Source organism: Pseudomonas sp. F3-2, assembly GCF_038804275.1.
Lineage (GTDB): Bacteria > Pseudomonadota > Gammaproteobacteria > Pseudomonadales > Pseudomonadaceae > Aquipseudomonas.
The window spans coordinates 1,590,045-1,615,171 of the sequence record NZ_CP152388.1 but is presented as its reverse complement, the minus strand read 5'-3'; the positions used below and the strand labels follow the sequence as shown (position 1 = coordinate 1,615,171).

At 62.0% G+C, this 25,127-nt stretch carries 27 protein-coding genes and 1 pseudogene; 20 read left to right on the top strand and 8 right to left on the bottom strand.

Features of this window, described 5'->3' with window-relative positions:
• Positions 1-64: 64 nt before the first annotated feature.
• On the top strand, positions 65-1,411 hold the full coding sequence (locus AAGQ88_RS07390) for a 3-deoxy-7-phosphoheptulonate synthase class II (RefSeq protein ID WP_285425021.1): 1,347 nt from the start codon (positions 65-67) through the stop codon (positions 1,409-1,411).
• Between the two features lie 207 nt (positions 1,412-1,618).
• On the opposite strand, the gene AAGQ88_RS07385 is transcribed toward AAGQ88_RS07390, so the two are convergent.
• The gene (locus AAGQ88_RS07385) at positions 1,619-2,866 is read right to left on the bottom strand and encodes a winged helix-turn-helix domain-containing protein (protein WP_342654872.1); all 1,248 of its coding nucleotides are present in this window, start codon (positions 2,864-2,866) and stop codon (positions 1,619-1,621) included.
• Between the two features lie 92 nt (positions 2,867-2,958).
• Positions 2,959-3,192, bottom strand: a complete 234-nt coding sequence (locus tag AAGQ88_RS07380) for a DUF1127 domain-containing protein (RefSeq protein WP_093460500.1) — start codon at positions 3,190-3,192, stop codon at positions 2,959-2,961.
• 97 nt (positions 3,193-3,289) lie between these two features.
• Here AAGQ88_RS07380 and AAGQ88_RS07375 point away from each other — a divergent pair, with 97 nt between their 5' ends.
• On the top strand, positions 3,290-4,144 hold the full coding sequence (locus AAGQ88_RS07375; protein WP_093460503.1) for a LysR substrate-binding domain-containing protein: 855 nt from the start codon (positions 3,290-3,292) through the stop codon (positions 4,142-4,144).
• 7 nt (positions 4,145-4,151) lie between these two features.
• Here the strand turns inward: AAGQ88_RS07375 and AAGQ88_RS07370 are convergent, their stop codons facing one another.
• Positions 4,152-4,898 carry a sulfite exporter TauE/SafE family protein gene (locus AAGQ88_RS07370; RefSeq protein ID WP_285425213.1) on the bottom strand — a complete coding sequence of 249 codons (747 nt, stop codon included), beginning with the start codon at positions 4,896-4,898 and terminating at the stop codon, positions 4,152-4,154.
• 215 nt (positions 4,899-5,113) lie between these two features.
• Between AAGQ88_RS07370 and AAGQ88_RS07365 the strand changes: the two genes are divergently transcribed.
• The 3 genes from AAGQ88_RS07365 (at position 5,114) to AAGQ88_RS07355 (ending at position 7,522) form a co-directional block, all read left to right on the top strand.
• Complete coding sequence (locus tag AAGQ88_RS07365; protein WP_285425025.1) at positions 5,114-5,587, top strand: MarR family transcriptional regulator; 474 nt, start codon at positions 5,114-5,116, stop codon at positions 5,585-5,587.
• 470 nt (positions 5,588-6,057) lie between these two features.
• Positions 6,058-6,477 carry an organic hydroperoxide resistance protein gene (locus tag AAGQ88_RS07360; protein ID WP_093460513.1) on the top strand — a complete coding sequence of 140 codons (420 nt, stop codon included), beginning with the start codon at positions 6,058-6,060 and terminating at the stop codon, positions 6,475-6,477.
• 25 nt (positions 6,478-6,502) lie between these two features.
• A complete protein-coding gene (locus tag AAGQ88_RS07355; protein WP_342654871.1) occupies positions 6,503-7,522 on the top strand; it encodes an alpha/beta hydrolase in 1,020 nt (339 codons plus the stop codon).
• Between the two features lie 241 nt (positions 7,523-7,763).
• Here AAGQ88_RS07355 and AAGQ88_RS07350 read toward each other — a convergent pair whose 3' ends face one another.
• Together AAGQ88_RS07350 and earP are read right to left on the bottom strand one after the other, a co-directional pair.
• The gene (locus AAGQ88_RS07350) at positions 7,764-8,333 is read right to left on the bottom strand and encodes an elongation factor P (RefSeq protein ID WP_093460519.1); all 570 of its coding nucleotides are present in this window, start codon (positions 8,331-8,333) and stop codon (positions 7,764-7,766) included.
• A gap of 87 nt (positions 8,334-8,420) precedes the next feature.
• Positions 8,421-9,569: an elongation factor P maturation arginine rhamnosyltransferase EarP gene (earP, locus tag AAGQ88_RS07345; RefSeq protein ID WP_342654870.1), complete on the bottom strand. Its 1,149-nt coding sequence runs from the start codon at positions 9,567-9,569 to the stop codon at positions 8,421-8,423.
• Between the two features lie 115 nt (positions 9,570-9,684).
• On the opposite strand from earP, the gene AAGQ88_RS07340 reads away from it, so the two are divergent.
• The 14 genes and pseudogenes from AAGQ88_RS07340 (at position 9,685) to AAGQ88_RS07275 (ending at position 21,987) form a co-directional block, all read left to right on the top strand.
• On the top strand, positions 9,685-10,080 hold the full coding sequence (locus AAGQ88_RS07340) for a hypothetical protein (protein ID WP_342654869.1): 396 nt from the start codon (positions 9,685-9,687) through the stop codon (positions 10,078-10,080).
• Positions 10,081-10,106: 26 nt separating this feature from the next.
• The gene (locus AAGQ88_RS07335; protein ID WP_342654868.1) at positions 10,107-10,589 is read left to right on the top strand and encodes a transcription elongation factor GreAB; all 483 of its coding nucleotides are present in this window, start codon (positions 10,107-10,109) and stop codon (positions 10,587-10,589) included.
• 120 nt (positions 10,590-10,709) lie between these two features.
• The gene (locus AAGQ88_RS07330) at positions 10,710-10,916 is read left to right on the top strand and encodes a hypothetical protein (RefSeq protein ID WP_093460533.1); all 207 of its coding nucleotides are present in this window, start codon (positions 10,710-10,712) and stop codon (positions 10,914-10,916) included.
• Between the two features lie 127 nt (positions 10,917-11,043).
• On the top strand, positions 11,044-11,604 hold the full coding sequence (locus AAGQ88_RS07325; protein ID WP_285425028.1) for a DUF1003 domain-containing protein: 561 nt from the start codon (positions 11,044-11,046) through the stop codon (positions 11,602-11,604).
• Between the two features lie 233 nt (positions 11,605-11,837).
• The gene (locus tag AAGQ88_RS07320) at positions 11,838-12,377 is read left to right on the top strand and encodes a PaaI family thioesterase (protein WP_342654867.1); all 540 of its coding nucleotides are present in this window, start codon (positions 11,838-11,840) and stop codon (positions 12,375-12,377) included.
• 70 nt (positions 12,378-12,447) lie between these two features.
• Positions 12,448-12,570: pseudogene (locus AAGQ88_RS07315) on the top strand (acetyl-CoA C-acyltransferase); the annotation flags it as partial.
• Positions 12,571-12,815: 245 nt separating this feature from the next.
• Positions 12,816-13,619 (top strand): 2,5-didehydrogluconate reductase DkgB, encoded by an 804-nt coding sequence (gene dkgB / locus AAGQ88_RS07310; RefSeq protein ID WP_285425030.1) that lies wholly within the window; start codon positions 12,816-12,818, stop codon positions 13,617-13,619.
• Between the two features lie 484 nt (positions 13,620-14,103).
• On the top strand, positions 14,104-14,841 hold the full coding sequence (locus AAGQ88_RS07305) for an FCD domain-containing protein (RefSeq protein WP_342655757.1): 738 nt from the start codon (positions 14,104-14,106) through the stop codon (positions 14,839-14,841).
• Complete coding sequence (locus AAGQ88_RS07300) at positions 14,838-15,845, top strand: ABC transporter ATP-binding protein (protein ID WP_342654866.1); 1,008 nt, start codon at positions 14,838-14,840, stop codon at positions 15,843-15,845. The genes AAGQ88_RS07305 and AAGQ88_RS07300 overlap by 4 nt, the downstream gene beginning before the upstream one ends.
• Positions 15,842-16,963: an oligopeptide/dipeptide ABC transporter ATP-binding protein gene (locus AAGQ88_RS07295; protein ID WP_342654865.1), complete on the top strand. Its 1,122-nt coding sequence runs from the start codon at positions 15,842-15,844 to the stop codon at positions 16,961-16,963. Before AAGQ88_RS07300 ends, AAGQ88_RS07295 begins: the two co-directional genes overlap by 4 nt.
• Positions 16,960-18,459 (top strand): ABC transporter substrate-binding protein, encoded by a 1,500-nt coding sequence (locus tag AAGQ88_RS07290; RefSeq protein WP_342654864.1) that lies wholly within the window; start codon positions 16,960-16,962, stop codon positions 18,457-18,459. The genes AAGQ88_RS07295 and AAGQ88_RS07290 overlap by 4 nt, the downstream gene beginning before the upstream one ends.
• A 43-nt stretch (positions 18,460-18,502) precedes the next feature.
• Positions 18,503-19,447 (top strand): ABC transporter permease, encoded by a 945-nt coding sequence (locus tag AAGQ88_RS07285; protein WP_093460557.1) that lies wholly within the window; start codon positions 18,503-18,505, stop codon positions 19,445-19,447.
• Entirely contained in the window at positions 19,447-20,331 is an 885-nt protein-coding gene (locus AAGQ88_RS07280) for an ABC transporter permease (RefSeq protein WP_342654863.1), read from the top strand. The genes AAGQ88_RS07285 and AAGQ88_RS07280 overlap by 1 nt, the downstream gene beginning before the upstream one ends.
• Before the next feature lie 60 nt (positions 20,332-20,391).
• The gene (locus AAGQ88_RS07275) at positions 20,392-21,987 is read left to right on the top strand and encodes a gamma-glutamyltransferase family protein (protein WP_342654862.1); all 1,596 of its coding nucleotides are present in this window, start codon (positions 20,392-20,394) and stop codon (positions 21,985-21,987) included.
• A 179-nt stretch (positions 21,988-22,166) separates the two neighbouring features.
• Here the strand turns inward: AAGQ88_RS07275 and AAGQ88_RS07270 are convergent, their stop codons facing one another.
• Positions 22,167-23,372 (bottom strand): FAD-dependent oxidoreductase, encoded by a 1,206-nt coding sequence (locus AAGQ88_RS07270; RefSeq protein WP_342654861.1) that lies wholly within the window; start codon positions 23,370-23,372, stop codon positions 22,167-22,169.
• Positions 23,373-23,735: 363 nt separating this feature from the next.
• Here AAGQ88_RS07270 and AAGQ88_RS07265 point away from each other — a divergent pair, with 363 nt between their 5' ends.
• Positions 23,736-24,293, top strand: a complete 558-nt coding sequence (locus AAGQ88_RS07265) for an Rrf2 family transcriptional regulator (protein WP_342654860.1) — start codon at positions 23,736-23,738, stop codon at positions 24,291-24,293.
• Positions 24,294-24,334: 41 nt separating this feature from the next.
• On the opposite strand, the gene AAGQ88_RS07260 is transcribed toward AAGQ88_RS07265, so the two are convergent.
• On the bottom strand, positions 24,335-24,673 hold the full coding sequence (locus tag AAGQ88_RS07260) for a DUF202 domain-containing protein (protein ID WP_342654859.1): 339 nt from the start codon (positions 24,671-24,673) through the stop codon (positions 24,335-24,337).
• Positions 24,670-25,086, bottom strand: a complete 417-nt coding sequence (locus tag AAGQ88_RS07255) for a DUF202 domain-containing protein (RefSeq protein ID WP_093460565.1) — start codon at positions 25,084-25,086, stop codon at positions 24,670-24,672. The genes AAGQ88_RS07260 and AAGQ88_RS07255 overlap by 4 nt, the downstream gene beginning before the upstream one ends.
• Positions 25,087-25,127 lie beyond the last annotated feature (41 nt).

Genomic DNA, 25,127 nt, shown 5'->3' with positions numbered 1-25,127 from the left:
TCACGCAAATTATCCAGGTGAACTGCTACCATGACGGTCCGATCGCACTGACCTCGAGTTCACCATGAGCCAACCCTGGAGTCCCGACAGCTGGCGGGCCCTGCCTATCCAGCAGCAACCTCAATACCCTGACGCCGAGCATGTGCGGCGTGTCGAGCAGACGCTGGGCAGTTTTCCGCCGCTGGTGTTCGCCGGGGAAGCACGCGAGCTGCGCCGACAGTTCGCCGAAGTGACCGAGGGTCGGGCGTTCTTGCTGCAAGGGGGCGACTGCGCCGAGAGCTTCTTCGAGTTCTCCGCCGCGAAGATCCGCGACACTTTCAAAGTACTGTTGCAGATGGCAATCGTCATGACGTTCGCGGCGGGCTGCCCGGTGGTCAAGGTCGGACGCATGGCCGGCCAGTTCGCCAAACCCCGCTCCTCGAACGACGAAACCGTAGATGGCGTGACGCTGCCGGCTTATCGCGGCGACATCGTCAACGGCATCGGCTTCGACGAAAAGAGCCGTGTTCCGGATCCGGATCGCCTGCTGCAGGCCTACCACCAGTCGACCGCCACGCTGAACCTGCTGCGCGCGTTCGCCCAGGGCGGTTTCGCCGACCTGCATCAGGTGCATCAGTGGAACCTTGATTTCATCGCCAATTCGGCGCTGTCGGACAAATACAGCCAGCTCGCCGATCGCATCGACGAGACGCTGGCGTTCATGCGCGCCTGCGGAATGGACACCTCACCGCAATTGCGCGAGACCAGTTTCTTCACCGCACACGAAGCGCTGCTGCTCAATTACGAAGAAGCCTTCGTGCGCCGTGACAGCCTGACCAACGACTTCTATGACTGTTCGGCGCACATGCTGTGGATCGGCGACCGCACCCGCCAGCTCGACGGCGCGCATGTCGAATTCCTGCGCGGCGTGAAAAACCCGATCGGGGTGAAAGTCGGCCCGAGCATGAACACCGATGACCTGATTCGTCTGATCGACATCCTCAACCCCGACAACGATCCTGGCCGCCTGAACCTGATCGCGCGGATGGGCGCCAACAAGGTGGGCGACCACCTTCCGGCCCTGATCCGTGCGGTGGAGCGCGAGGGCAAGAAGGTGCTGTGGAGTTCCGATCCGATGCATGGCAATACGATCAAAGCCAGCAGCGGCTACAAGACCCGCGACTTCGCGCAGATTCTGGGTGAGGTGAAGCAGTTCTTCCAGGTGCATCAGGCCGAAGGCACCTACGCAGGCGGCATCCACATCGAAATGACCGGGCAGAACGTGACCGAATGCATCGGTGGCGCACGACCGATTACCGAGGATGGGCTGTCGGATCGGTACCACACCCATTGCGATCCGCGAATGAATGCAGATCAGTCGCTGGAACTGGCGTTCTTGATTGCCGAGACGTTGAAGCAAGTGCGTCGGTAAGTCGCGCGAGCGGGCGCGCTGTTTCTGCAGGATGGTTCAGCCGGGAAGGCGTCGGATTTCACACCCCGGAATTCAGAGTGCCTGCGCCAGAGGGTTCCCGGCTAAAGCCGGTCCTACGACGGCGCAAGGCGTGGATTTCACATTATGGAATCGAGGCTGTCTGCGCTGGACCATTCCCGGCTGACCTCGAACGTTTCGAAGGTTTCGTTACAGGTGATCAAAACCGCTGGCGACGAATGCCTCTCGCAGGCGCGCGGCACTGGCGCGTTGGCAATTGATCAACACGTCGGGCAAGCCGAGCCAGTTGGCCAGTTGTCGCAGGTTCAGCGCCAGGGCATGCATGCCCTCCTCGTCCAGCCCCGGCTGTTCTTCGTGTACGGCATGCACGGCCAGCCTCCCGGCAGCCCTTTCGGCCCGCAGGTCGATGCGCGCCGCGATGCGTTCGTTGTACAGAAACGGCAGCACGTAATAGCCATACACACGCTTGTGGGCGGGCGTGTAGATTTCCAGGCGGTAATGAAAATCGAACAGGCGCTCGGTGCGCGCACGCTCCCAGATCAAGGAATCGAACGGAGAAAGCAGTGCACTGGTCGCCACCTTGCGTGGCACGCTCAGCTCGGGCAATGCGTAGGCTGTCTGCTTCCAGCCTTGCACCTGAACCACGTTGATGCAACCCTCTTCCACCAGCGCAGCCAGCCCGGCCCTGGCGGGCGCCGGGTCCTGACGAAAGTAGTCACGGATGTCTTTTTCGGTGCCGACGCCCAGCGCTCCGACGGCGTGCAGGAGCAGTCCGCGCTGGGCCTGGCCCTCGTCCAGTTCAGGGCGATGGATGATCGCGTCGGGCAGAACCCGTTCGGGCAGATCATAAAGCCGCTCGAATCCGCGACGCCCGGCAACCGTCACCTCGCCAGCGGCAAACAGCCATTCCAGCGCCAGCTTTTCAGCGCTCCAGTCCCACCACGGTCCCGCGCGCTCCTGACGCGTACTGAGGCTGCCTGCCCCCAGCGCGCCTTGATCACGCACCGCCTGCAACACGCGCGCGATGGTCGGCTGCTGCTCGCGTCCGAAGCTGGCCAGCTGCTGATAGATACCTTCACCTTGAGCCGCACGCTGCATGCGCCAGCGCATCAGCGGGTACAGATCCACGGGCAGCAATGACGCTTCATGCCCCCAGTATTCGAACAGTTTGCGTTGCCTGCCCTGGCTCCAGGCGGCGTCATCCAGAAGCTTCTGCGGGTAGTTGCCCAGCCGCGAATACAAAGGCAGATAGTGCGAGCGCACCAGTGCATTGACCGAATCGATCTGCAGCACACCGAGACGCTCGATCAGCTGCGTGACATGGCTGGCCTTGATGGTCGCCGGCCGCTGGCGACCATTGAATCCCTGGGCAGCCAGCGCCAGACGACGCGCCTGTTTGATGGACAGTTTTTGCTGAATCGGCAGTTCTGCGGGCATTCAGGACCTCCTGATCGATCCGCAAAACTACCTCATCAAGACCCGCGCTGCCTACCGCGCCGGCTGCCGTGAGCACTGCAAGGCCCGTCGCCTCAATGCTTCATCGGGTCATCCCAGAAACGACGCTCCGCTTCCTGGTACACATCGGCCCGGCTCAGACCGATGTCCTTGAGCGCGTCGTCACTCAATGCAGCCAGCTGCCTGCGTTCGCGGTGGAGCCTGCGCCAGCGGGCGATCTGCGTCGTCACCGCAGTCCACCAACGCTCAGGCCCCGACTCCCGCGACAGGGTTTTCATCACCAGTACGTAACCTTTTTGACCTTTCATCGTCTTGCCCTCCAAGTGGGGATGGGCAGATTCTCTCGCCAGGCTTAAGATCAATCCAACGAATGTTTCTTATGCACTGCATCTGGGAGATTGATGTATGACCAGCTACCCAAGCATCGACAGCGAACTGCTGCGCACCTTCGTCGCGATTGCCGACGAAGGCGGGTTCACCAAGGCTGGCGAGGTGGTCAACCGCACGCAGTCGGCGGTCAGCATGCAGATGAAAAGGCTTGAGGATGACGTCGTCCGCCGGCCGCTGTTCTTGAAGGACGGCCGCACGCTCAACCTCACGGCGGAGGGCCAGGTGCTGCTGGGTTATGCCCGGCGCATCCTGAAACTGCACAGCGAGGTGTTCAACACGCTGCGTGAGCCGCACATGGTCGGCACGGTAAAAATCGGTACGCCGGATGACTACGTAATGCGTTTCCTGCCGGGCATCCTGCAGCGCTTCGCTCAGGCATATCCCCTGGTGCAGGTCGAAGTGCACTGTGAATCATCGGCGCAACTGTTGCAGCGTCAGGACCTGGACCTGAGCATCGTGACCCGCGAGCCCGGCAAGGAGATCGGCCAGATTCTGCGTCAGGAACGCTTCGTCTGGGCAGAGGCCGCAGGGTTCTGCCCGCACGAACAGACGCCGCTTCCACTGGCGATGTTCAACAACGACTGTTTCTGCCGCCTGTGGGCGGTCAATGCGCTGGACGCCGGCGGCCGCGAATATCGCGTGGCCTACACCAGCGCCAGCCTGTCGGCGATCATGGCCGTGGTCAGTGCCGGGCTCGCCGTGACCGCGCAATTGCAGAGCCTGATCACCCCTGATCTGCGCGTGCTTGGCGAAGCGGAGGGCTTGCCGCAGTTGCCGTCGGCGAGCATCGTCCTGCTGCGAAATCCGAACAATCCCTCACCGATCACCGAGTGCCTGGCCGATCACATCGCCGAGGGCTTCAAGCTGTAGCGATGGGTCAGACCCGGAAACAGAGCATGATCGCGCAGATCACCAGGAACACGCAGAACAGCGATCTGAGCAAGCGCTCCGGCAGACTGTGGGCGAGCGCGACGCCCCAACTGATGCTGGCAAGGCCGCCGATGGCCAGCGGGATTCCCATCCGCCAGTCGACGTGGCCATGCAGCGCGTAAGTGGTCATCGTGATAATGGTCGCCGGGGCTGCGAGGGCCAGCGCCAGCCCTTGGGCGGCCACCTGACTGGCGCCGAAGATGCCGGTCAGGATCGGCGTTGCGATCACCCCGCCGCCGACGCCGAACATTCCGGCGGTCACACCGGAGCCCAGACCCAGCACCCATAGCCACCGGCCATGTCGAAGCTGCGGCCCTGAGTGACCTTTGCGCCAGTACATTTGAATCACGTTGAACAGCGTCAGGACGACGAGAAACGCGACGAAGCCGATGCGCATGCTCTGGGGGTCGATCCGCACGGCCCACAAGGACGTCAGCCACGACATGATGAAGCTCGGCACGATCAGCGACATGGCGTTGCGCACCGATATCCTGTTGCGCTGGTTGTAACGCCACAACGCCAGCAACACATTGGGCAGCACCATCAGCAACGCGGTGCCTTGTGCCAGTTGCTGATCGAGGCCGAACAGCACGCCCAGCGCCGGAATGGCCACCAGCCCGCCGCCAATTCCGAACAATCCGCCCAAGGTGCCCATGGCAGCACCCAGCAGCAGGTACATCACTACATCGACAATCACGCCCGATCCTCTGTTTTCAGTTGCGGTATGGGAACGCGCGCATCCTACTCACTCGCGGCAATCAGGGAAATCCGCAGGCGGCGATAAAGGTCACGATCGGCGTCAGTCCGCTTCGATAGAGAAACACCCTGTCGGCGATTACCGAAATTATCTGGTGCATTAAAGATCATGACACTAAATTAGTGGTCATTTCGTTCAATCGAGGAACACCCATGAACGCCGACGATAGCTCCGCGACAGCTGGAGCTGGCAGTTGCGAGGACTTGCTGCTAGACAACCAGCTGTGTTTTGCCTTGTATTCCACGTCTCTGATGATGACCAAGGTCTACAAGCCGCTGTTGCTGGAACTGAACCTGACCTATCCACAATACCTGGCGATGCTGGTCTTGTGGGAACGAGACGGCTTGACGGTAGGAGAAGTAAGCACGCGATTGTTGACCGATCCGGGCTCACTGACGCCGCTGCTCAAACGGCTTGAAACCGAAGGCTTGATCAAGCGCACGCGCAGCAAGGAAGACGAACGTGTGGTGCTGTTGACACTGACTGATCAGGGTAAAGCGCTGCACGAAAAGGCCAAGCGGATTCCGCAATGCATTCTCGCGGCCAGCGGAATCACGGTGGAACAACTGAAAGCGTTGCAACAGGACCTGCTCGGCCTGCGCGGGCATCTGCACGGCAGCATCTGATTACCCCCCCTTCACTTCAGGCCAGCCTCGTTGCTGGCCTTTTCATTTACGCCAGACCCTGTCGCAGATTTCTGCAAGAGCCCGCTTGCCCGCGAAAGCGTCCGTGCAGAGATCAGGAGGGTGCCTGCATGAATGCGTACGCGGGCAGCGCGCTCCAACAAATCGGGTGGCGATAGCGCGGTAGCGACACCACTTTGTGGCGCTGATGGATCGAAGGATCCTTCCGCGAGCAGGCAGACTGCTAAAAACCTCGACCTCGCGAGGAAAATCGTATTGAAAATAAATCATTATTTATCAATCAGTTAAATCACACATGACCGACAGAGCGCGGTTTTTTTTGATAAATCTCGAAAATTTATCTTGCGCACTAATCATTGGCGCATTACATTTCATCCCACTTGCTTAGCGCACAAGATTTTAGCGCTAAACACAACCGGCCCAGGCCAACATCATTCAAGTGAGGAAATATCATGAAAGCGCTCTATACCGCAGTTGCAACCGCTACCGGTGGCCGTGATGGCCGTGCTGTTTCCAGCGACAAGATTCTCGACGTGAAACTGGCCACCCCGAAAGAACTGGGCGGCGCTGGCGGTGAAGCCACCAACCCTGAGCAACTCTTCGCCGCCGGCTACTCGGCCTGCTTCATCGGCGCGCTGAAATTCGTCGCCGGTCAGAGCAAACGCAGCATCCCTGCCGACGCCTCGATCACTGCCCACGTCGGCATCGGTCAGATCCCTGGCGGCTTCGGTCTGGACATCGATCTGCACATCAGCCTGCCTGGCCTGGAACAAGCCGACGCTCAAGCACTGGTCGACGCTGCTCACCAGGTCTGCCCGTACTCGAACGCCACCCGCGGCAACGTTGACGTTCGCCTGCACGTCACCGTCTGACACCTCGACCAGGAAGGAGAAGAACATGAACACATTTGGCAAGATTCTGGCGGGCTCGCTTCTCGCACTGTCCATCGGCAACGCGTTTGCGGCGACCGACAGCGGCGTCGAGCACAACACCCAGGCATTCCTCGACGCGCTGAACTCGGGCGGCGGCAAGCCGATCGAGCAGCTTTCGCCCAAGGATGCACGGGCCGTACTGACCGGCGCCCAAGCCGGGGTCAAGCTGACACTGCCCAAAGCCGATGTCAGCCAGAAGACCATCTCGGCCGACGGCCAGAACATCAGCCTGACCATCGTGCGTCCGGCTGGCGCGAAAGGCACCTTGCCAGTGTTCATGTTCTTCCACGGCGGCGGCTGGGTGCTGGGCGACTACCCGACCCACGAGCGTCTGGTGCGGGATCTGGTCGAGGGTTCGGGGGCAGTGGCGGTGTTCGTGAACTACACGCCGTCGCCTGAAGCGCATTACCCGACCGCGATCAACCAGGCCTACGCGGCCACCAAATGGGTGGCTGAGCACGGCAAGGAGATCAACGTCGATGGCAAGCGTCTGGCCGTGGCCGGCAACAGCGTCGGTGGCAACATGGCGGCCGTCGTCAGCCTGATGGCAAAAGACAAGGGCACGCCGGCCATTCGTTATCAAGTGCTGCTGTGGCCGGTAACCGACGCCAACTTCGACACCGGTTCGTATGACCAGTTTGCCGAGGGGCACTTCCTCACCCGCAACATGATGAAGTGGTTCTGGGACAACTACACCACCGATCCGAAGCAGCGCGCCGAGATTTACGCTTCACCGCTGCGCGCCACACTGGATCAGCTCAAAGGCCTGCCCCCTGCTCTGGTGCAGACCGCCGGTGCCGACGTGCTGCGTGACGAAGGCGAAGCGTATGCCCGCAAACTGGATCAGGCTGGCGTTCCGGTGACCGCCGTGCGCTACAACGGCATGATCCACGACTACGGTCTGCTCAACGTGGTCAGCCAGGTGCCGGAAGTGCGCTCGGCGATGTTGCAGGCGTCGCAAGAGTTGAAGGTTCATCTGAAGTAAAAAAGATGTCAGCCGGATAGATCTGCATTGATCGATCCGGCCTCATCGCGAGCAAGCTCACTCCTACAGACTGCGCTCCCACTGCAGGAGTGAGCTTGCTCGCGATGAGGCCGGTGTGTTCAACACGATTCAGTGACCAGAGAAGAACGCCATGAACTGGTAACCGAACCAAACCATCGCCCACAAAAAAGCCCGACTCAATGGTCGGGCTTTTTCGTGTGTGGCGTTACGCGAGCAGTGCTTACTTGGCACGGCCTTTGTAGGAACCGCCTTCACGGGTATCGATCTCGATCATGTCGCCGATTTCGATGAAGTCAGCAACGCTCAGCTCGGTGCCGTTTTTCAGCTTGGCTGGCTTCATGACTTTGCCCGAAGTGTCGCCGCGAGCGGAACCTTCGGTGTAGTCGATCTGACGCACGATGGTGGTCGGCAGTTCTACGGAAACCAGACGGCCTTCGAAGAAAACGGCTTCGCAGACGTCGGTCATGCCTTCTTCAATGAAAGGCAGAACGCTTTCGATGTCTTCGGCGTTCAGTTCGTACATGGTGTAGTCAGTGGTGTCCATGAACGTGTAGGAGTCGCCGCTGATGAAAGACAGGGTGGCTTCTTTACGGTCCAGGATCACGTCGTCCAGCTTGTCGTCGGCGCTGTAGACGGTTTCAGTCTTGTAGCCGGTCAGCAGGTTCTTCAGCTTGGTCTTCATGATCGCGCTGTTACGACCGGACTTGGTGAATTCAGCTTTCTGAACCAGCCAAGGATCGTTGTCGATACGGATCACGGTACCGGGTTTAAGCTCTTTACCAGTTTTCATTACGAATATCCGAATTTGGATGGAAGTACTTTCTAAGCCCTGTACGAAAAGCCACTTTTCGTACAGGGCTTAATACAAGGCCGCGTATCATATCCAATTTCGGTAAAAGTGTACCAGCGCAGTCGTCAGATCATCCTGCAAGGCCTGTTCCAGACACCATCGTTGCGCATGCCGGGACAGTTCAGCGCGATGTGCCTGCAGGGTTGTCCAGCTTGCCGCCATGTCCTGCCCTGCGTTCCAGTTGCGCCAGACATCGGTCAGCGCCTGGGCCGCGCCTGTGGATAACCCGTCCAGATACAGCTCCAGAAACGCATCGAGCTTGGCCCAGTGTGCGTCGTCGTCCTGCTCATAGATGTGCCAGATCAGCGGCCGGCCGGCCCACTGCGCGCGCACGAAAGAGTCCTCGCCGCGTACCACGTTGAAATCGCAGCACCACAGCAGCAGGTCGTAGTCCTCCTGACGCACGAATGGCAGCACCTGAATGGTCAGGGCATTGCGCTGGTTCAGGTCGCCGGCCTTGAGCTCATCGACCGCAAGCCAGCGCTGAACATCGCCCAGAATCCGCCCTTCCGGCACCAACAGGTGGGTTTTACGCTCGGCAAACGCCAGGCAGTCCAGCCAGGAGCCAAGCCCAGCGTGCTCGTAGGCAAACAGCGAGATCAACTGCGTCGGCGTCTGTGTGGCGTCGTGCTCCGGGTGAACGCCCAGCCGGGCGAGGAATGCCTGCTGCGCGGCCGGATCCTGCTCGAAGGCTTGGCGCCGGTCGATCAGCCCGGCTTCGCGCAACAAGCCGCCCGTGGTGCTCCGAAAGCCCGGAAAGAAGAAGAACTTCTGGATGCCGCTGGACTGCAGCGAAGGCAGTCCATGGCAGCCGGTCACCCATTCTTCAGCGCTCAGGTATTCGAGGTTCAGCCAGAGTGGGCGCGGCGTGCGCGCTTTCATGGCGTCGATGTAGGCCGGCGGCAGATGACAGGCGAACGCTTCGATCACGACGTCGGCAGGCTCGGCAGCTCGCCAGTCCTTCGGCCAGAAACACACGTTGACGCCGTCGTGCCACTGTTGCGGCGCCTGCGGATCGGCAGCAGGACACAGACGGGCGAACGCCGTCAGGTCGTCCACCCACAGACGCACGTCCATGCCATGCTCGGCGACCAGTTGACGGGCCAGACGAAACGTCACGCCGACGTCGCCGAAGTTATCCACAACGGTGCAGAAAATATCCCAAGAGGCTTTCATCCCGATCCCCTGAGGATGTTCAAAAAAGCGAATTGTCCTTCATAACGGCGCAGAATCTCCAGCCCCGGTCGTGCGACAATTCCGCCATCGACACTGCGCAAGCCCGGAGTCTGCCATGTACGTCAACCGTCGCGAATTGTCCGTCACCCTCCATCCATTGAAGCTCGTGCTGTCCATTGCTGCCGGGATCTGGCTGGGTTTTCTGGCCGTGCTGCTGACGGCCTGGCTGGTCTACAAAGCCTTACCGGCCGAGCAGACCCAGGCACTGAAGAACACCGCCAGCGAGTTGACGACCCCGCCAGCCGCTAAGGCAAATCCCGAAAGCGACAATCCGATGTTCGATCAATACCGGCAGATCCTGCGCGAAGGCGAAGCGCGGCAGGCCGAACAGGTCGAACAGGCCGAGCGGCAGCGCAACTTCAATGGCCCGAAATGCCAGTTCTGGATGCAGCAGAACCAGACCGCGCCCAGCGAGAAGAGTCGCGCGGCGATCTATCAGTTCTGCGGCTGAACCCTTTGACGAGACACGCCATTTTCATGAACAAGCCACGGGTCCTGCAGCGGATCATCGAGACACTTGAAATCGATCTCGACGTCGCCATTCGCGCCGCGCAAACGGCCTACGAAACCGCGACGCATGAAGAGAACATCGCCGAAAACAAGTACGACACGCTGGGGCTGGAGGCGTCGTATCTGGCGGCCGGCCAGGCGCGCCGGGTCGAGGAAATACGTCAGTCGCTCATGGAGTACCGCAACCTCACGCTCAAGCCTTTCGATGAGCTGCGCGGCATTCAGTCAGGCGACCTGATCGTGCTGGAATCGGCGAGCGGTGTCGCCCGGCAGTTGTTTCTCGGGCCGGATGCCGCGGGCCTGAAAGTCAGCGTGGACGAAGGCCTTGTCACGGTGATCACCGCCAGAGCCCCGCTCGGCCAGACGCTGCTGGGCAAGTTCGACGGCGACGAGGTCGAGATCGTTGTCAACGGCAGCCGGCAATCGTTCGAGATCGTGCAGGTGGTGTGATCCGTTGATCCATTGCAGGGTTGAAGGGGTCGACTTTTTGTGGGTAAGGTGCGGGGTCGCACCATAAAGGTGAACCCGGATATGGAGCCGGGCACAAGGATTCAACCAAGGAGATATTTCATGACGAACGTCATCACTTTCCCTGACGCCCATGAACGTGATCGCCTCAAGTCCAGTGACCACCAAGGGTTGAGATACCTGAACAAGAAAGAGCGACAACTGATCGATCGCCTGCGCATGACCAGTCACGCGGGTCGCCAGTACGTCTACGACTACGCCAACATCATGCATCGGTCCAAGCCGTTGTACCCCGATCCGGTGGACTGACGCTCGGCTTTCACGCCTGCGGGCACCAACGTGCCCGCGCAACCTCGCTGCCGCCGTCACGGGCTGCGTTAAATCCCGGGCATTCGGGCCTATAGTGGGCATCTGTCTTTGCCCTCAGGAAGCCGCCATGCCCGTTGCCCCGACTGAACCCGTCAATCCGGACGCCACCGCCCTGCCCGCCTCGCCACCTGTCGATCATCTGCGTTTTCATAAACGCCATGCGCACCTTGCGCCCACGTTCGGCAACGATGCGTTCGCACTGAAGGCCGAAGCCTTCGCGCGCTTTTTCGGCACGCCGACGTTCCTGGGCGCGCAGACGCTCATTGTGCTGCTGTGGGTTGGCGCCAACCTGAGCGGCCTGGTGACGTTCGACGTTTATCCCTTCATCCTGCTCAACCTGGCGTTCAGCCTGCAGTCGGCTTATGCCGCGCCACTGATCCTGCTTGCCCAGACGCGCCAGGCCGCTCGCGACAAAGCCAGTTCCGATGCCGACGCGCAGCACCGCGAAGCGCTCGCCGTGGCCAATGAAGAACGCATGGCGCGGGCGGCGCAAAACACCGCGCAAATGCTGGAATTACTGGAGCAGAACACACGCCTGACCGAGATGACCAAGCTGCTGACGGAACGGGTCGAAGCGCTGACGGCCGACATGCACAAGCATTTCGTCAAGAAGGACGGGCATGCCTGAGCCGCCGGCCAGTCGACCACTGGAGCGCGGCGATCCCACGACTGCGCTCCGCTTTATTCTGCGGTATTCACACGCCTCTTTTCCTGCCTTGCTCGCTACCCTCCTCACTGACTGAGCGCTTTGGCCACCAGTGGACATTTATGGTATTGCGATCGTCATTGAACAGCGAGATTATGACCATAATTTAACGCCCGCCGACGCCCCGTCGGATGCGGCTTGCGGAGTGAATGCCCGTGCAAAGCACCTCTCGCCAAGAAACACTGGCCCTCTGGCTGGCGCAGGAACAGACCGTCCGCGCCCGGTTGGGCAAGTCCGGCAGCATGAGCCTGACCGACGTCGCGCAACTGACGCCGCAGGCGTTCTTCGATGGCATCGGTAACGGTGAGCTGCCGCACCCGCCCATTGGCGAGCTGATGGATTTCGTGCCGATCGAGTGGTCGCCCGGCAGTTTCGTTTTTCAAGGCACGCCCGGGCCGCAGCACTACAACCCGCTGGGCATCGTGCACGGCGGCTATGCAGCCACGCTGCTTGACTCGTGCATGGGTTGTTCGGTGCACACCCGCCTGCAACAAGGCCAGGGCTACACGACCCTCGATCTGCGCATCAGCTACATCCGGGCGCTGACCGACAAGACCGGGCCGATCCGCGCCGAAGGCACTGTGGTGCATGTCGGGCGCTCCACGGCGCTGGCCGAAGGCCGGATTTACGACGTCGATGGCCGTCTGTACGCCACCGGCACCACCACCTGCATGATCCTCGACATGAACCGCTGATCGCCATCGACCGCCCCTTAGCCCAGGAGACTTACCATGCAATCCTCAGCCCCTTTGATCATCATCGCCGGGCATGGGGCCTGTCTACGCGACCCGCAAGCTGCTGCAACGTGCGGGCTCGAGCATCGGCGATATCGATCTGGTGGAGATCACTGAAGCCGTTGCCAGCCAGTCGATTGCCTGTGTTCGGCAATCATTCGCGAGCAAGCTCACCCCTGAGGGTGATCGCGTCTCTTGCAGACGTGAGCCTGCTCGCGATGACAACAGAACTTCCGCCATCGCCCCCCCTCCCGATCACTCCGATCCACAGCGGCCCTGCGCTCCACGGCATTCATGATCCCCGATCAAAAGTCCCTTTCCCGATTTACGGTTTTTCCGCGGGGAACCAACCGGGATACTGGCCTTCAGATTTCTTACCTTTGCAATGGAGTAATCCCGATGACTGTTCCCGCTTTTGGCCTGGGCACGTTCCGATTGAAAGACCAGGTCGTGATCGACTCGGTCACCACCGGCCTTGAACTTGGCTACCGCGTAATCGACACCGCGCAGATCTACGGCAACGAGGCCGAGGTCGGTCAAGCCGTCGTGCAAAGCGGTGTGCCCCGTGATCAGCTCTACATCACCACCAAGATCTGGACGGACAACTTTGCCGCCGACAAGCTGATCCCCAGCCTGAAGGAAAGCCTGGCGAAACTGAAAACCGATTACGTCGACCTGACGCTCATCCACTGGCCTTCGCCGCAAGGCAAGGTCGCGGTCACCGAGTTCATGGGCGCGCTGCTGGAGGCGAAAAAGCAGGGCCTGACTCGCGAGATCGGCGTGTCGAACTTCACAGTCGCGCTGATGAAGGAAGCCATCGCTGCGGTCGGCGCCGAGCACATCGCGACCAACCAGATCGAGCTGCACCCGTACCTGCAGAATCGCACCGTGGCTGATTTCGCCAGACAGCACGGGATCAAAATCACCTCGTACATGACCCTGGCCTATGGCGAGGTCTTGAAAGACCCGGTGATCGAGGAAATCGCACGGCGCAATGACGCGACGCCGGCGCAGGTCACCCTGGCCTGGGCGATGCAGCTGGGTTACGCGGTGATTCCGTCGTCGACCAGACGCGCCAACCTGGAAAGCAACCTCAAGGCTGTGGACCTGAAGCTGAGCGATGACGACATGACCCGCATCGCCAAGCTGGACCGGGGCCAGCGCCTGACCAGCCCGGCCAGCCTGGCGCCCGAGTGGGACTGATCGCCACCGACTGCTGACCTGGCTCGCTGCCAGCCAAAGCCGGTCCTACAGGCCACGCGGTAAGTAGGACCGGCTTCAGCCGGGAAGAGCCCGGTATGTGCGACCTCAGTCGTGCGGTATGGCAACGAACGCATTCCCGGCTAAAGCCGGTCCTACGGAATTCCGCGTGGGCGCTGTCCTGAAAATGCCCTGTAACAATGCACCCGAACCATAATCAGGCACCCGTCTGAAACCCGCGAATAATTGGTTCACTTATCCCCCGAACCAATCCTGCCTCATCCCGCGAACCAAGCTTGTGAACCTTTGGCGATTGGCCCAAGCGGCCTGAATCGCGCGTACCCGTGCGGGCGGACTGCTTGTCCGATGCATGAACCAATTCTGATTGGCATCGCTATTGCACCCTCTCTGTATCGCTCCCTTAACGCCGCGCGCCGCTTCACGCTGCAAACGGCATCGGGTTTTCATGCTGTGACGAGAGACCATGATGGAAAGGTTCGACACCGACGCCCCGCACGACAACTCGTCGAAACTGGCCCTGGACGCGCTGCGCCAGATGGTGGCGCAACATGCCGCGTTCCCCCAGCGGGCCTTGCCCACCGAGCGCGATCTGGCGATGGATTTCGGCGTCAGTCGTCGCGCCATTCGCCGTGCCCTGGCGGTGCTCGAAGCGGAAGGCCAGATCTGGCGTCGGCAGGGAAAGGGAACCTTTGTCGGCCCTACCCCGCCGAGCGCGGCGATGAGTTTCGCCAAGTTGTCGAGCCGGACCAATTTCAGCGAGGTCATGGAAGCGCGCCTTTATCTGGAACCGGCACTCGCCTCGCTGGCTGCGTTACGCGCCAACGGTGAACAGATGGCGATCCTGCGCCGTCTGGCCGAGCGCACGACACGGCAGCAACACGCCACCGAAATCGACGCCGAGGGCATCGAGCTGTGGGACAGCGCCCTGCACCGCGGCATCGCCGAAGCCGCCGGCAACCGCCTGATGCTGGACATCTTCGAAATGCTCGACGCGATTCGCCTCGACCCCACCTGGCGCGATTTGCGCCAGCGTGCGCGCAACACCGACCGGCTGGACACCTACAGCCACGATCACGACGACATCGTCAGTGCCATCGAAACCCGTGATCCGGTCAAGGCCGCTACTGCCATGCGCGGGCATCTGCGCGCCTTGCAGCAGGCCCTGGACCACGTCATCCAACAAGACCTTGAGGCCAGCGTATGAACGACCAACCCCGCGACGATCAGCCTGCGGTTCTGAGCGTCAGCGACCTGACCGTGCGCTTCAAGGGTGCCCCGGCCAACGTCGTCGATGGCGTTTCCTTTGCGATCAGGCCCGGCAGAACCTTGGCCATCGTCGGTGAATCCGGCTGCGGCAAAAGCGTGACCTCCATGGCGTTGATGGGCCTGCTGCCGGACACCGCAACCGTTGGCGCCGGCGCCTCGAGCCTGCTGGGTGAGCCGCTGCTGGGGATGTCCGATGCCCGCCTGCTGGACGTTCGCGGCAACCGCATGGCGATGATTTTCCAGGAGCCCATGACCTCACTCAACCCGGTGTTCACCATCGGCGAGCAGATCGCTGAAAGCGTGATCCGTCATCAGGGCCTGTCCGCGGGTGCGGCCCGTCAGCGCGCGCTGGAAATGCTCGAAAAAGTTCGCGTGCCCGATGCGCAGCAGCGTCTGGACGCCTATCCCCACGAGCTGTCCGGCGGCATGCGTCAGCGGGCGATGATTGCCATGGCGCTGGCCAACGATCCGGCACTGATCATCGCCGACGAGCCGACCACCGCGCTGGACGTGACGATTCAGGCGCAGATCCTGTCGCTGGTCGCCAGCCTGCAGGCCGAGACCGGCACATCGATGATCCTGATCACCCACGACCTGGGCGTGGTCGCGGAAGTCGCCGACGACGTCATGGTGATGTACGCCGGTCGCGTCGTCGAAAGCGGTTCAGTGAAGACGCTGTTCGACGACCCGCAACATCCTTACACCATCGGCCTGATGGGCTCGATGCCCTCGGTCGGCCCGCGCGAAGGACGCCTCGCGACCATCAACGGACGCGTGCCGACCCCGGCCGAAATGCCCGGCGGCTGCCGCTTTGCCAGTCGCTGCCCGTTCGTCATCGATGCGTGCCGTGAAGCGCGCCCGCCACTGCTGGAAGTCTCCAGTGGTCATTTCGCGGCCTGCATTCGCGCGCCGCTGGAACAGCATTTGGGAGTCAGTGCATGAGCACGCCGCAGCACATCGACGTCGCCGCCGACGCCTTGGAAAAACCGATTCTGGAAAGCATTGCGGTCAGCAAGCACTTCCACAGTGAAGCAGGCCTGTTCCAACGCAAAAAACCGCCCGTGCAGGCAGTCAATGAAGTGTCGCTGGCCGTTCGCCGGGGCGAAACACTGGCGCTGGTCGGTGAATCCGGCTCGGGCAAATCCACCCTCGGCCGCGTGCTGTTGAATCTGCTCAAACCCACGGCGGGCGATGTGATTTATGAAGGACGCAATCTGGGCAATCTGCCCGCTGACAAGCTACGTCAGGTGCGCCGCGATCTGCAAATCATCTTCCAGGACCCGTTCGCGTCGCTGAACCCGCGCATGAGCGTCGAGTCGATCATCGGCGAACCGATCTGGCTGCATCGCGATGACAGCCGCAGCGCACGGCAGGACAAGGTCACGGAACTGCTGCGCACCGTCGGTCTTGCGCCTGAGCACGGCAGCCGCTTCCCTCACGAGTTTTCCGGCGGGCAGCGCCAGCGCATCGGCATCGCCCGGGCACTGGCCTCCGAGCCACGGCTGATCCTCGGCGACGAGCCGGTGTCGGCGCTGGACGTGTCGGTGCAGGCGCAAGTGGTCAATCTGCTGGAGGACCTCAAGCACCAGTTCGGCCTGACGCTGCTCATTGTCGCCCATGGCCTGGCGGTGATTCGTCACATGAGTGATCGAGTGGCGGTGATGTACCTGGGCGAGATCGTCGAACTGGCCCCGGTCAACGCGCTGTTCGAGACGCCCTTCCATCCCTACACCCAGGCGCTGATGGCCGCTGTGCCGGTCAGCCACCCTGACTTGCGCCGGCCTCGTCCGCTGCTCGGAGGCGACATGCCAAGCCCGAGCAAACCGCCCTCCGGCTGCCGCTTTCACACGCGCTGCCCGCACGCCAGGCCGCTGTGCCGCGAGCTCAAACCCGCGTTCGAGACCGTCGAGCCGGGTCGCCAGGTGGCGTGCCATTACTGGCGCGAAATCGCTAACGCGGGCGCCGGCTCATTGATCGTACCGACACCCAGCGCGGCCTACAGCCAGCGCCTGAACCTGTTCAAAAGCCATCAAGCCCTTTCTCTGGAGAGTCAGCCATGAAGTTCGCCCCTCTGATGACCACCGCGCTGTTGCTGCTCGCCGCGAATGCGGCTGTCGCCGAAACCACGTTGCGCATCGGTATTCAGGATGATCCGGACGTGCTCGACCCGCACCGTTCGCGCACGTATTCAGGCCGCCTGGTGTACACCGCGCTGTGCGACAAACTGGTCGATATCAGCCCTGACCTGACTTACGTGCCGCAACTGGCCACGGCCTGGAACTGGAGCGAAGACGGCAAGACCCTGACCATGACCCTGCGCGAGGGCGTCACCTTTCATGACGGCGAAGCCTTCGATGCCGCAGCCGTGAAATTCAACCTGGACCGTGCGCGCACCCTGCCCGACTCGCTGCGCAAAAGCGAACTGTCGTCGGTGGAAAGCGTTGACGTGATCGATGCCAAGACCGTCGCCATCAAGGTCAAGCAACCGGACGCCACACTGATTTCGCAACTGTCCGACCGCGCCGGAATGATGCTCGCGCCCAAGGCGTCGGCGACCGACGTCGGCTCGAAACCGGTGTGCTCCGGCCCGTATAAATTCGTTCAGCGGGTGCAGCAGGATCGCATCGTGCTGGAGCGTTTCGACCACTACTGGAACAAGCAGGCGTACCACTTCGACAAAGTGATTTTCCTGCCGATTCCGGACACCTCCGTGCGCCTGGCGAACCTGCGTTCGGGCGATCTGGACATCATCGAACGCGTCGCGCCCACCGACGTGAAAACCGCCAAGGCCGACAGCCACGTGCAAGTGTTCAGCACCCCGGGCCTTGGCTACATGCAGCTGATGTACAACACCAACAACGGTGACAAGGCCAACAACCCGCTGGGCAAGGACAAGCGCGTGCGCAAAGCCTTCGAGCTGGCGATCGACCGCGATGCGATCAATCAGGTGGTCTTCGAAGGCCTCTACGCACCCAGCGCGCAGCCTTTCCCGAAAAGCAGCCCTTACTACGACAAAGACCTGCCCATCCCGGCCCGTGATGTCGAGGCCAGCAAAAAACTGCTGGCCGAAGCGGGCGTGAAGACCCCGGTCAGCGTCGAGCTCAAGGTCGCCAACAACCCGATCGCCCAGCAGGTCGGGCAGATCATTCAGGCGATGGCCGAAGAAGCCGGCTTCAAGGTCAATCTGGTTGCCACCGAATACGCCACCCTGCTCAGCGAGCAACAGGCCGGTAACTTCCAGATCGGCATGAGCGCCTGGTCGGGTCGCCCCGATCCGGATGGCGATATCCATCAGTTCGTGACCTGCAAAGGCGGCCAGAACGACGGCCGTTTCTGTGACCCCAAACTCGACGAACTGCTGAACAAGGCGCGCACCGTGAACGACCAGGCGCAGCGTCAGGCGCTGTACTTCGAAGCGCTGCGTCTGCTGGCCGACGACGTGCCGACCAGCTACCTCTACTTCGATCCGCGGATCATCGCGATGCGCAGCAACCTGACCGGCTTCGTGCCAAACCCGGACGGGCTGATCCGCCTCAACGACGTTGCCTTCAAATGATCGGGATGTCTGTGGATAACCGCTTCGGCCGCGAGGAATCGCCATGCTGATCTTCATCCTGCGCCGCCTGCTCAGCGCCATACCTACGCTGATTCTGGTTTCGCTGTTCGTCTTCACCCTGCAGAAACTGCTGCCGGGCGATCCGGTGCAAGCCATGGCGGGCGAAGAGCGCGATCCGGCGGTCATGGAATACCTGCGTGAGAAATACCGCCTCAACGATCCGGTGCCGTTGCAATACGTGCACTGGGTCGGCAACGTGCTGCAAGGCGACTTCGGCACCTCGCTGCGCACCGAGCAACCGGTGACGACGCTGCTGGCGTCCAAGTTGCCGGTGACCATCGAGCTGGCCGTGCTGGCGCTGGTCATCGCACTGCTGATCGGCATCCCGACCGGGGTGATTTCCGCCGTGCGCAAAGGCACGGCAGTGGATTACGGTGCTAACGTGTTCGCCTTGTCGGGGATCTCCATTCCGCACTTCTGGCTGGGGATTCTGTTGATCATGATCTTCGCCGTGAAGCTGCAATGGCTGCCGGCGTCGGGCTTCGTGCCGCTGGGCGAAAACCTGGGGCAAAACCTCAAGACCTTGATCCTGCCGGCATTCGTGCTCGGCGCCGGGCTGTCGGGCGTCCTGATGCGGCACACCCGCAGCGCGATGCTTGAAGTGCTGCGCGCCGATTATGTGCGCACCGCGCGGGCCAAGGGACTGTTCCCACGCACGGTGATCCTCAAGCATGCGCTGCGCAATGCGCTGATGCCCATCGTCACCCTGACCACGCTGCTGTTCGGCGAGCTGCTCGGTGGCGCGGTCCTGACCGAGCAGGTGTTCAGTATTCCGGGCTTCGGCAAGATGATCGTCGATGCCGTTTTCAACCGTGACTACGCCGTGGTGCAAGGCGTGGTGCTGTGCGTGGCGATCGGTTTTCTGCTGCTGAATCTGCTCGCCGATGTGCTGTATCGCCTGATCAACCCGCGTCTGAGGACTGCCTGATGACCTCGATTGCCCCCAATCCTGCACTGCCTGTCAAAGAGCCGCTGAAACCGCGCACGCGCTCGCCGTTCGCCCGAAAATTCCTCGCCAACAAGGGCGCGGTCGTGGGCGCGGTGGTGTTGATCCTGTTCATTCTCGCGGCACTGCTCGCGCCGTGGATTGCGCCCTACGATCCGTTGAAAGCCAACTTTCTCGCGGTGCGCAAAGCGCCGTCGATGATGTACTGGCTGGGCACCGATGAGCTCGGGCGCGACCTGTTCTCCCGGCTGTTGTGGGGCGCGCGCAGTTCCTTGCTGGCGGGCGGCGTCTCCGTGGCCATCGCGATGGTGATCGGCGTGCCGCTGGGCCTGCTGGCCGGTTACTTCGGCGGCAAGCTGGACGCGGTGATATCGCGCATCATGGAAGCGTTGTTGTCCTGCCCGTTTCTGGTCCTGGCGATTGCGCTGGGCGCCTTCCTCGGCCCGAGCCTGACCAACGCGATGATCGCGATCGGCCTGTCGGCCATGCCGATTTTCTCGCGCCTGACACGGGGTCAGGTGCTGGCGATCCGGCACGAAGACTACCTTGAAGGCGCCCGCGCGATCGGCCTGCCCGACCGCTGGATCATCCTGCGTTACGTGTTGCCCAACGTGCTCTCGCCGCTGGTGGTGCAGGCCACGCTGACCATCGCCTCGGCGATTCTGGCCGAAGCCAGTCTGTCGTTCCTCGGCCTGGGCCAGCAACCGCCCTCGCCGTCCTGGGGCTCGATGCTCAATACCGCGAAGAACTTCATGGAGCAGGCGCCGTGGATGTCGATCGCGCCCGGCGTGGCGATCTATATCACGGTGCTGTGCTTCAACCTGCTGGGCGACGGGCTGCGCGATGCGCTCGATCCGAAAAGCTGACGCCACTGATTCCATTCCCTTGCGACTTAAACGCTGATCAACTGCCGAAGAGATGATTTCATGTTCGATGATCTGGATTACAGCCAACCTTACGCGTCCGCCCGCTCGCCGGTGATGGGCAACAACATGGTCGCCTGCTCGCAGCCTCTGGCAGCGCAGGCCGGGCTCGACATGCTGCGTCGCGGCGGCAATGCGGTGGACGCCGCCATCGCCGCCGCCATGGTGCTGACGGTGGTCGAACCGACCGGCTGCGGCATCGGCAGCGATGCGTTCGCCATCGTCTGGGACGGCAAAAAACTCCAGGGCCTGAACGCGTCGGGGCGCTCGCCGCAAGCCTGGTCGCCGGAACACTTTGCCGGTCAGACCGAAATGCCGCAGCGTGGCTGGGGTGCCGTGACGGTGCCCGGCGCGGTCTCGGCCTGGGTCGCGCTGTCGGAGCGCTACGGCAAGCTGCCCTTCGCCACCCTCGCAGGCCCTGCCATCGGCTACGCCCGAGACGGCTATCAAGTGACGCCCATCATCGCCGAACTGTGGCGACGCGGTTCGGCCCTGCTCAAGGATCAGCCGGGCTTCGCAGAGTGCTTTCTGCAAGGCGGCAAGGCTCCGCAGCCAGGCGAGAAGGTCACGCTCAAAGACCATGCGACAACGCTGGAGCTGATCGCCGAGACCAAGGGCGAATCGTTCTATCGCGGCGAACTGGCGCAGAAGATCATTGCCCATGCCAACGCCAATGGCAGCGTCATGAGCCTAGACGATCTGGCCCGTCACGACGTCGACTGGATCGACACCCTGTCGGTGCCTTATGCCGGCGCGGTGGTCCATGAGCTGCCGCCCAACGGCCAGGGCATCGCCACGTTGGCCGGGCTGACCATGCTAGAAGCGCTGGGCGTCGGCGAGCATGCGGTGGACAGCGTCGAAACCGTTCACCCGGTGCTCGAGGCGATGAAGCTGGCGCTGGCCGACCTCAATCACCATGTCGCCGACAACGATCACATGCGCGTCGCTTCCGAACACCTGCTGGACCCTGCGTACCTGATGGAGCGTGCGTCGTTGATCACCGAGCAGGCCGCCGACCCGCAGCATGGCGCGCCCAAGGCCGGCGGCACGGTGTACCTGTCAGCCGCGGACGAAAACGGCATGATGGTTTCGTTCATCCAGTCCAACTACATGGGCTTCGGCTCGGGTGTCGTCGTGCCGGGCACGGGGATCAGCCTGCAGAACCGCGGCGCCGGTTTCAGCCTCGACCCTGAACATGTCAACATCGTTGCGCCGGGCAAACGCCCCTTCCATACCATCATTCCGGGCTTCGTGATGAATGCCGACGGCACGCCGCTGATGTCGTTCGGCTTGATGGGCGGCCCGATGCAGGCGCAGGGTCATCTGCAGATGATGATGCGCATCCTGCGCTACAAACAGAACCCGCAGGCGGCTGCCGATGCGCCGCGCTGGCGGATCGAGGCCGGGCTGAAAGTGGCGGTCGAGCGCTCGTTCGACCGGTTGGTGGTCGAGGAACTGCGCGCCAAGGGCCACGAGGTTGAAATCGAAGACCCGAGCGGCGTGTTCGCCTTCGGCGGCGCGCAGATCATCCAGCGCACCGCGCACGGATACGTCGGCGGAACGGACCCCAGAAAAGACGGCCTCGTCGCCGCGTACTGACCCACCTCGCGCCACGCTGACTGACCGTGGCACATCGCGACACGCCATCTGCCGGTACCGCAGATGGCGCTTCCTGAGTCCACTACCCCTGAAACCCCACCGAATCCTGATGCGCTCCTGCGAAGAATCGCGCAAGCCGACGGATATCCGCCGGCTTGCTTGTTCGCCAATGGGGTGTGTCAGGCAACAACCGGGATCATCGGGTCCGCCGCCGCCAGCGCCGCTTGACGCTCGGCGACCGGTGGGTAGATCCAGACGGAGTTGATCTGCTGCTTGAGCTGTTTGGCTTCTTCCTTGATCAGCTTGACCTGACGGTCCCAGCCTTCGGTGTAGACGGCGCCCCATGCGCCAAGGTCCAGGCAGGTGACGTACTTGACCTGGCTGTACGGAATCGGCGCCTCACCCAGCAGATCCGCAGCGACGTTGTTGCCGGCCGAGCGCCCCAGTGCGATCGCGTGCTGACAGGTCATCAGCGCAAAATTGCCTTCGTCGTCGGTGGCCGCATAAGCGGTATCGCCGGTGGCGAAGACGTCGTCCTGGCCGATGACTTTCAGGTTGCGGTCCACGTGCAGACGACCGAAAGCATCGCGCTCGGCCGGGATCTGCTCAGTCAGCGAACTGGCCCGCACACCCACGGTCCAGACCACGGTCATGGCGTCGATGCGACGACCGTCGGCAAGGGTCACGCCATCGGCGTCCACTGCGGCCACCGATGCATTGACGACCCACTCCACGCCCAGCGCCTGAGTGGCTTCGATGATCGACGGGCTGATGTTCGCACCCAGTGCGGCGCCGACTTTCTCGCCACGGTCAACGATGATTACGCGAACCCTGGCATCGGCACCCAGTGCGGCACGCAGACGAGCAGGCATTTCGGTTGCGGTTTCGATCCCGGTGAAGCCACCGCCCGCGACCACGACGGTATTGCGCGGCGCGGATTCAGGCAGCCGGGCCAATGACTTGATGTGCTGGTCAAGCCGAGTGGCTTCGGCCATCAGGTCGACATCGAACGCATGCTCCACGCCCGCCACCGAGGCAGGACGCACGACGCGGCTGCCGGTCGCCAGAACCAGTTTGTCGTAGTTGAGCGTGGCGATCGCACCGTTGGCGTCCACATAGCCGACTTTTTTGCCGACTGTATCGATCTCGTTCGCCATGCCCTGGACGAAATTGACGCCGACTGCGTCGAACAGCGGGCCTAATGGCGACTGCATCTGGTGCACTTCCTGTTCGTAGAAGCGCGGACGAACCCCCAGCACAGCTTCGGGCGCCAGCACGCTGACGCGGACGTCCTCGCGGCCGTGGTTATCCAGCAAACGCGTGGCAGACAGCGCGCTCCACATCCCGCCAAAACCTGCGCCGACAATCAAAATGTGCTTGTTCATTGTATGTGCTCCAGAAACGTAATCAGTCATTTTCAGGTGGGGTGCGCAGTGGCGGGCTCAGGTCATGGCCTGGGATACCAATGCCGGTTGATCTGGTCGGAGTTCTCGACCACCTCAGAAAAACTACGACTTTATTGATCGTAGTTAGATTCGGCAAGCACTTTTTTCGACACGCGTACGAAGATGTCGGGCGTATCTAGATAATTTCGGTATAAATCAGTTATTTATCATGTGATCTCGACCACCAAAGGATTGATCATGCGCCTAAGGCGTCAGCATCATCGGTCGCCCAAGGCGCCGAATACCTTGCATGAGCGCCGGCTAATTGTTAGCGTTGCACGATCAAATCAGTCGGAGATTCAGATGTCTCTTTACAGCGCCGGTGTCGAGTACGGCATCCACTGCCTGCTCTATCTGGTGGATGAACGCGGTGACAGCCGCGAGGCCAGCGTGCGGGACCTGGCCGAACTGCAAGGCGTGCCTCAGGAATACCTTGCGAAGGTGTTCACGAAGCTGGCGAAAGCCAGGCTGGTGGCTGCCACCGAAGGGGTGCGCGGCGGCTTCAGGCTGGGGCGGCCGGCAGACGAAATCACGTTGCTGGACATCGTCACGGCGATCGACGGGCGAAAGCTGATTTTCGATTGCCGGGACATTCGCGGACGCTGCGCGGTGTTCGACGGCTGCGCGCCAGCCTGGGCGACGGAGGGCTTGTGCGGCATCAATGCGGCGATGCTCACAGCGCAGAAGCGCATGGAAGAAGCGCTGGATCAACAGACCATTCTCGATCTTGCACGGCGCACCGGTCGCAAGGCGCCGCCTGAGTTTTCGAGTCAGATCAGCGGCTGGTTGAGCGAGCGTAAAGACAGTCGGGCAGCAGCCGCGGACCCTTCCACCATCAGCGTGAAACAGCTCGAGGACTAGCCTGTCCGCGGTGACGAAACCTGGTCGGCGTGAGCGTCAACTCACCCGAACAGCACCGCATAGATGCCCACCAAGCTCAGCACCATCACCGTCCCGCCCAGGACGACTACCTCACGCAGCGGCGCGGGCACGCGTTCATTTTTCAGGCCGCGGGCGCTCTTTCGGTAGCGGGCGTTCAGGGCGATCTGGATCAGCAGGCTGGCGATCAGCGAAACGATGATCGGCAACAGTGCGATCAGGCCGTAGTGAGGGATCCAGCGCAGGAAGATCGTGCACACCACGATCAGCGTCAGCAGTGTCCGGCGCCACGCCAGCAGCGTGCGTTCAGGTTGCAGGCCAGGGTCGTCGTGCCCGAGCGAAACCGCGTCCCGGCGACTCACGACGCGCCATATATAAGGAAGACGATCAGACCTGCCGCGACCAGTGCGCCGCCGAGCGAGAGGATCGGCACCAACACCGGCAAGGGCAGCGGCTTGCGATGACGCATCGCGCGCTCCACTTTCAGCCAGCGGACACAGGCGCTGGCGCTGACCAGCATCGCCAGCAGCAGCAACGACAACGCTACCGCGCGCCGCAGTCCGGGGCTGAACACGTCGCCCGTGAAGGCTTCCACGGCAATGCCGCCCGCGAGAAACGCCAGCGCCGTGCGGATCCACGCCAGAAACGTGCGTTCGTTGGCCAGGGTAAAGCGCGGGTCAGGTTCGCAACCGCCGCCCAGCAGAGACGTGGAAAGACGATCGCGATCGGGAGGCGTGGCGGGAGGAGTGACGTTGCCGGGATCCGGAGAATTCATGTCGCACCGAGGTCGGGTAGATGACCGCGATCATACCGGTC

Excerpts from the sequence above, each read along its gene's own strand:
- AAGQ88_RS07390 (WP_285425021.1), top strand. The coding sequence starts at position 65 with ATGAGCCAACCCTGGAGTCCCGACAGCTGGCGGGCCCTGCCTATCCAG.
- AAGQ88_RS07385 (WP_342654872.1), bottom strand. The coding sequence starts at position 2,866 with ATGCCCGCAGAACTGCCGATTCAGCAAAAACTGTCCATCAAACAGGCG.
- AAGQ88_RS07380 (WP_093460500.1), bottom strand. The coding sequence starts at position 3,192 with ATGAAAGGTCAAAAAGGTTACGTACTGGTGATGAAAACCCTGTCGCGG.
- AAGQ88_RS07375 (WP_093460503.1), top strand. The coding sequence starts at position 3,290 with ATGACCAGCTACCCAAGCATCGACAGCGAACTGCTGCGCACCTTCGTC.
- AAGQ88_RS07365 (WP_285425025.1), top strand. The coding sequence starts at position 5,114 with ATGAACGCCGACGATAGCTCCGCGACAGCTGGAGCTGGCAGTTGCGAG.
- AAGQ88_RS07360 (WP_093460513.1), top strand. The coding sequence starts at position 6,058 with ATGAAAGCGCTCTATACCGCAGTTGCAACCGCTACCGGTGGCCGTGAT.
- AAGQ88_RS07355 (WP_342654871.1), top strand. The coding sequence starts at position 6,503 with ATGAACACATTTGGCAAGATTCTGGCGGGCTCGCTTCTCGCACTGTCC.
- AAGQ88_RS07350 (WP_093460519.1), bottom strand. The coding sequence starts at position 8,333 with ATGAAAACTGGTAAAGAGCTTAAACCCGGTACCGTGATCCGTATCGAC.
- earP (WP_342654870.1), bottom strand. The coding sequence starts at position 9,569 with ATGAAAGCCTCTTGGGATATTTTCTGCACCGTTGTGGATAACTTCGGC.
- AAGQ88_RS07340 (WP_342654869.1), top strand. The coding sequence starts at position 9,685 with ATGTACGTCAACCGTCGCGAATTGTCCGTCACCCTCCATCCATTGAAG.
- AAGQ88_RS07335 (WP_342654868.1), top strand. The coding sequence starts at position 10,107 with ATGAACAAGCCACGGGTCCTGCAGCGGATCATCGAGACACTTGAAATC.
- AAGQ88_RS07330 (WP_093460533.1), top strand. The coding sequence starts at position 10,710 with ATGACGAACGTCATCACTTTCCCTGACGCCCATGAACGTGATCGCCTC.
- AAGQ88_RS07325 (WP_285425028.1), top strand. The coding sequence starts at position 11,044 with ATGCCCGTTGCCCCGACTGAACCCGTCAATCCGGACGCCACCGCCCTG.
- dkgB (WP_285425030.1), top strand. The coding sequence starts at position 12,816 with ATGACTGTTCCCGCTTTTGGCCTGGGCACGTTCCGATTGAAAGACCAG.
- AAGQ88_RS07305 (WP_342655757.1), top strand. The coding sequence starts at position 14,104 with ATGGAAAGGTTCGACACCGACGCCCCGCACGACAACTCGTCGAAACTG.
- AAGQ88_RS07300 (WP_342654866.1), top strand. The coding sequence starts at position 14,838 with ATGAACGACCAACCCCGCGACGATCAGCCTGCGGTTCTGAGCGTCAGC.
- AAGQ88_RS07295 (WP_342654865.1), top strand. The coding sequence starts at position 15,842 with ATGAGCACGCCGCAGCACATCGACGTCGCCGCCGACGCCTTGGAAAAA.
- AAGQ88_RS07290 (WP_342654864.1), top strand. The coding sequence starts at position 16,960 with ATGAAGTTCGCCCCTCTGATGACCACCGCGCTGTTGCTGCTCGCCGCG.
- AAGQ88_RS07285 (WP_093460557.1), top strand. The coding sequence starts at position 18,503 with ATGCTGATCTTCATCCTGCGCCGCCTGCTCAGCGCCATACCTACGCTG.
- AAGQ88_RS07280 (WP_342654863.1), top strand. The coding sequence starts at position 19,447 with ATGACCTCGATTGCCCCCAATCCTGCACTGCCTGTCAAAGAGCCGCTG.
- AAGQ88_RS07275 (WP_342654862.1), top strand. The coding sequence starts at position 20,392 with ATGTTCGATGATCTGGATTACAGCCAACCTTACGCGTCCGCCCGCTCG.
- AAGQ88_RS07270 (WP_342654861.1), bottom strand. The coding sequence starts at position 23,372 with ATGAACAAGCACATTTTGATTGTCGGCGCAGGTTTTGGCGGGATGTGG.
- AAGQ88_RS07265 (WP_342654860.1), top strand. The coding sequence starts at position 23,736 with ATGTCTCTTTACAGCGCCGGTGTCGAGTACGGCATCCACTGCCTGCTC.
- AAGQ88_RS07255 (WP_093460565.1), bottom strand. The coding sequence starts at position 25,086 with ATGAATTCTCCGGATCCCGGCAACGTCACTCCTCCCGCCACGCCTCCC.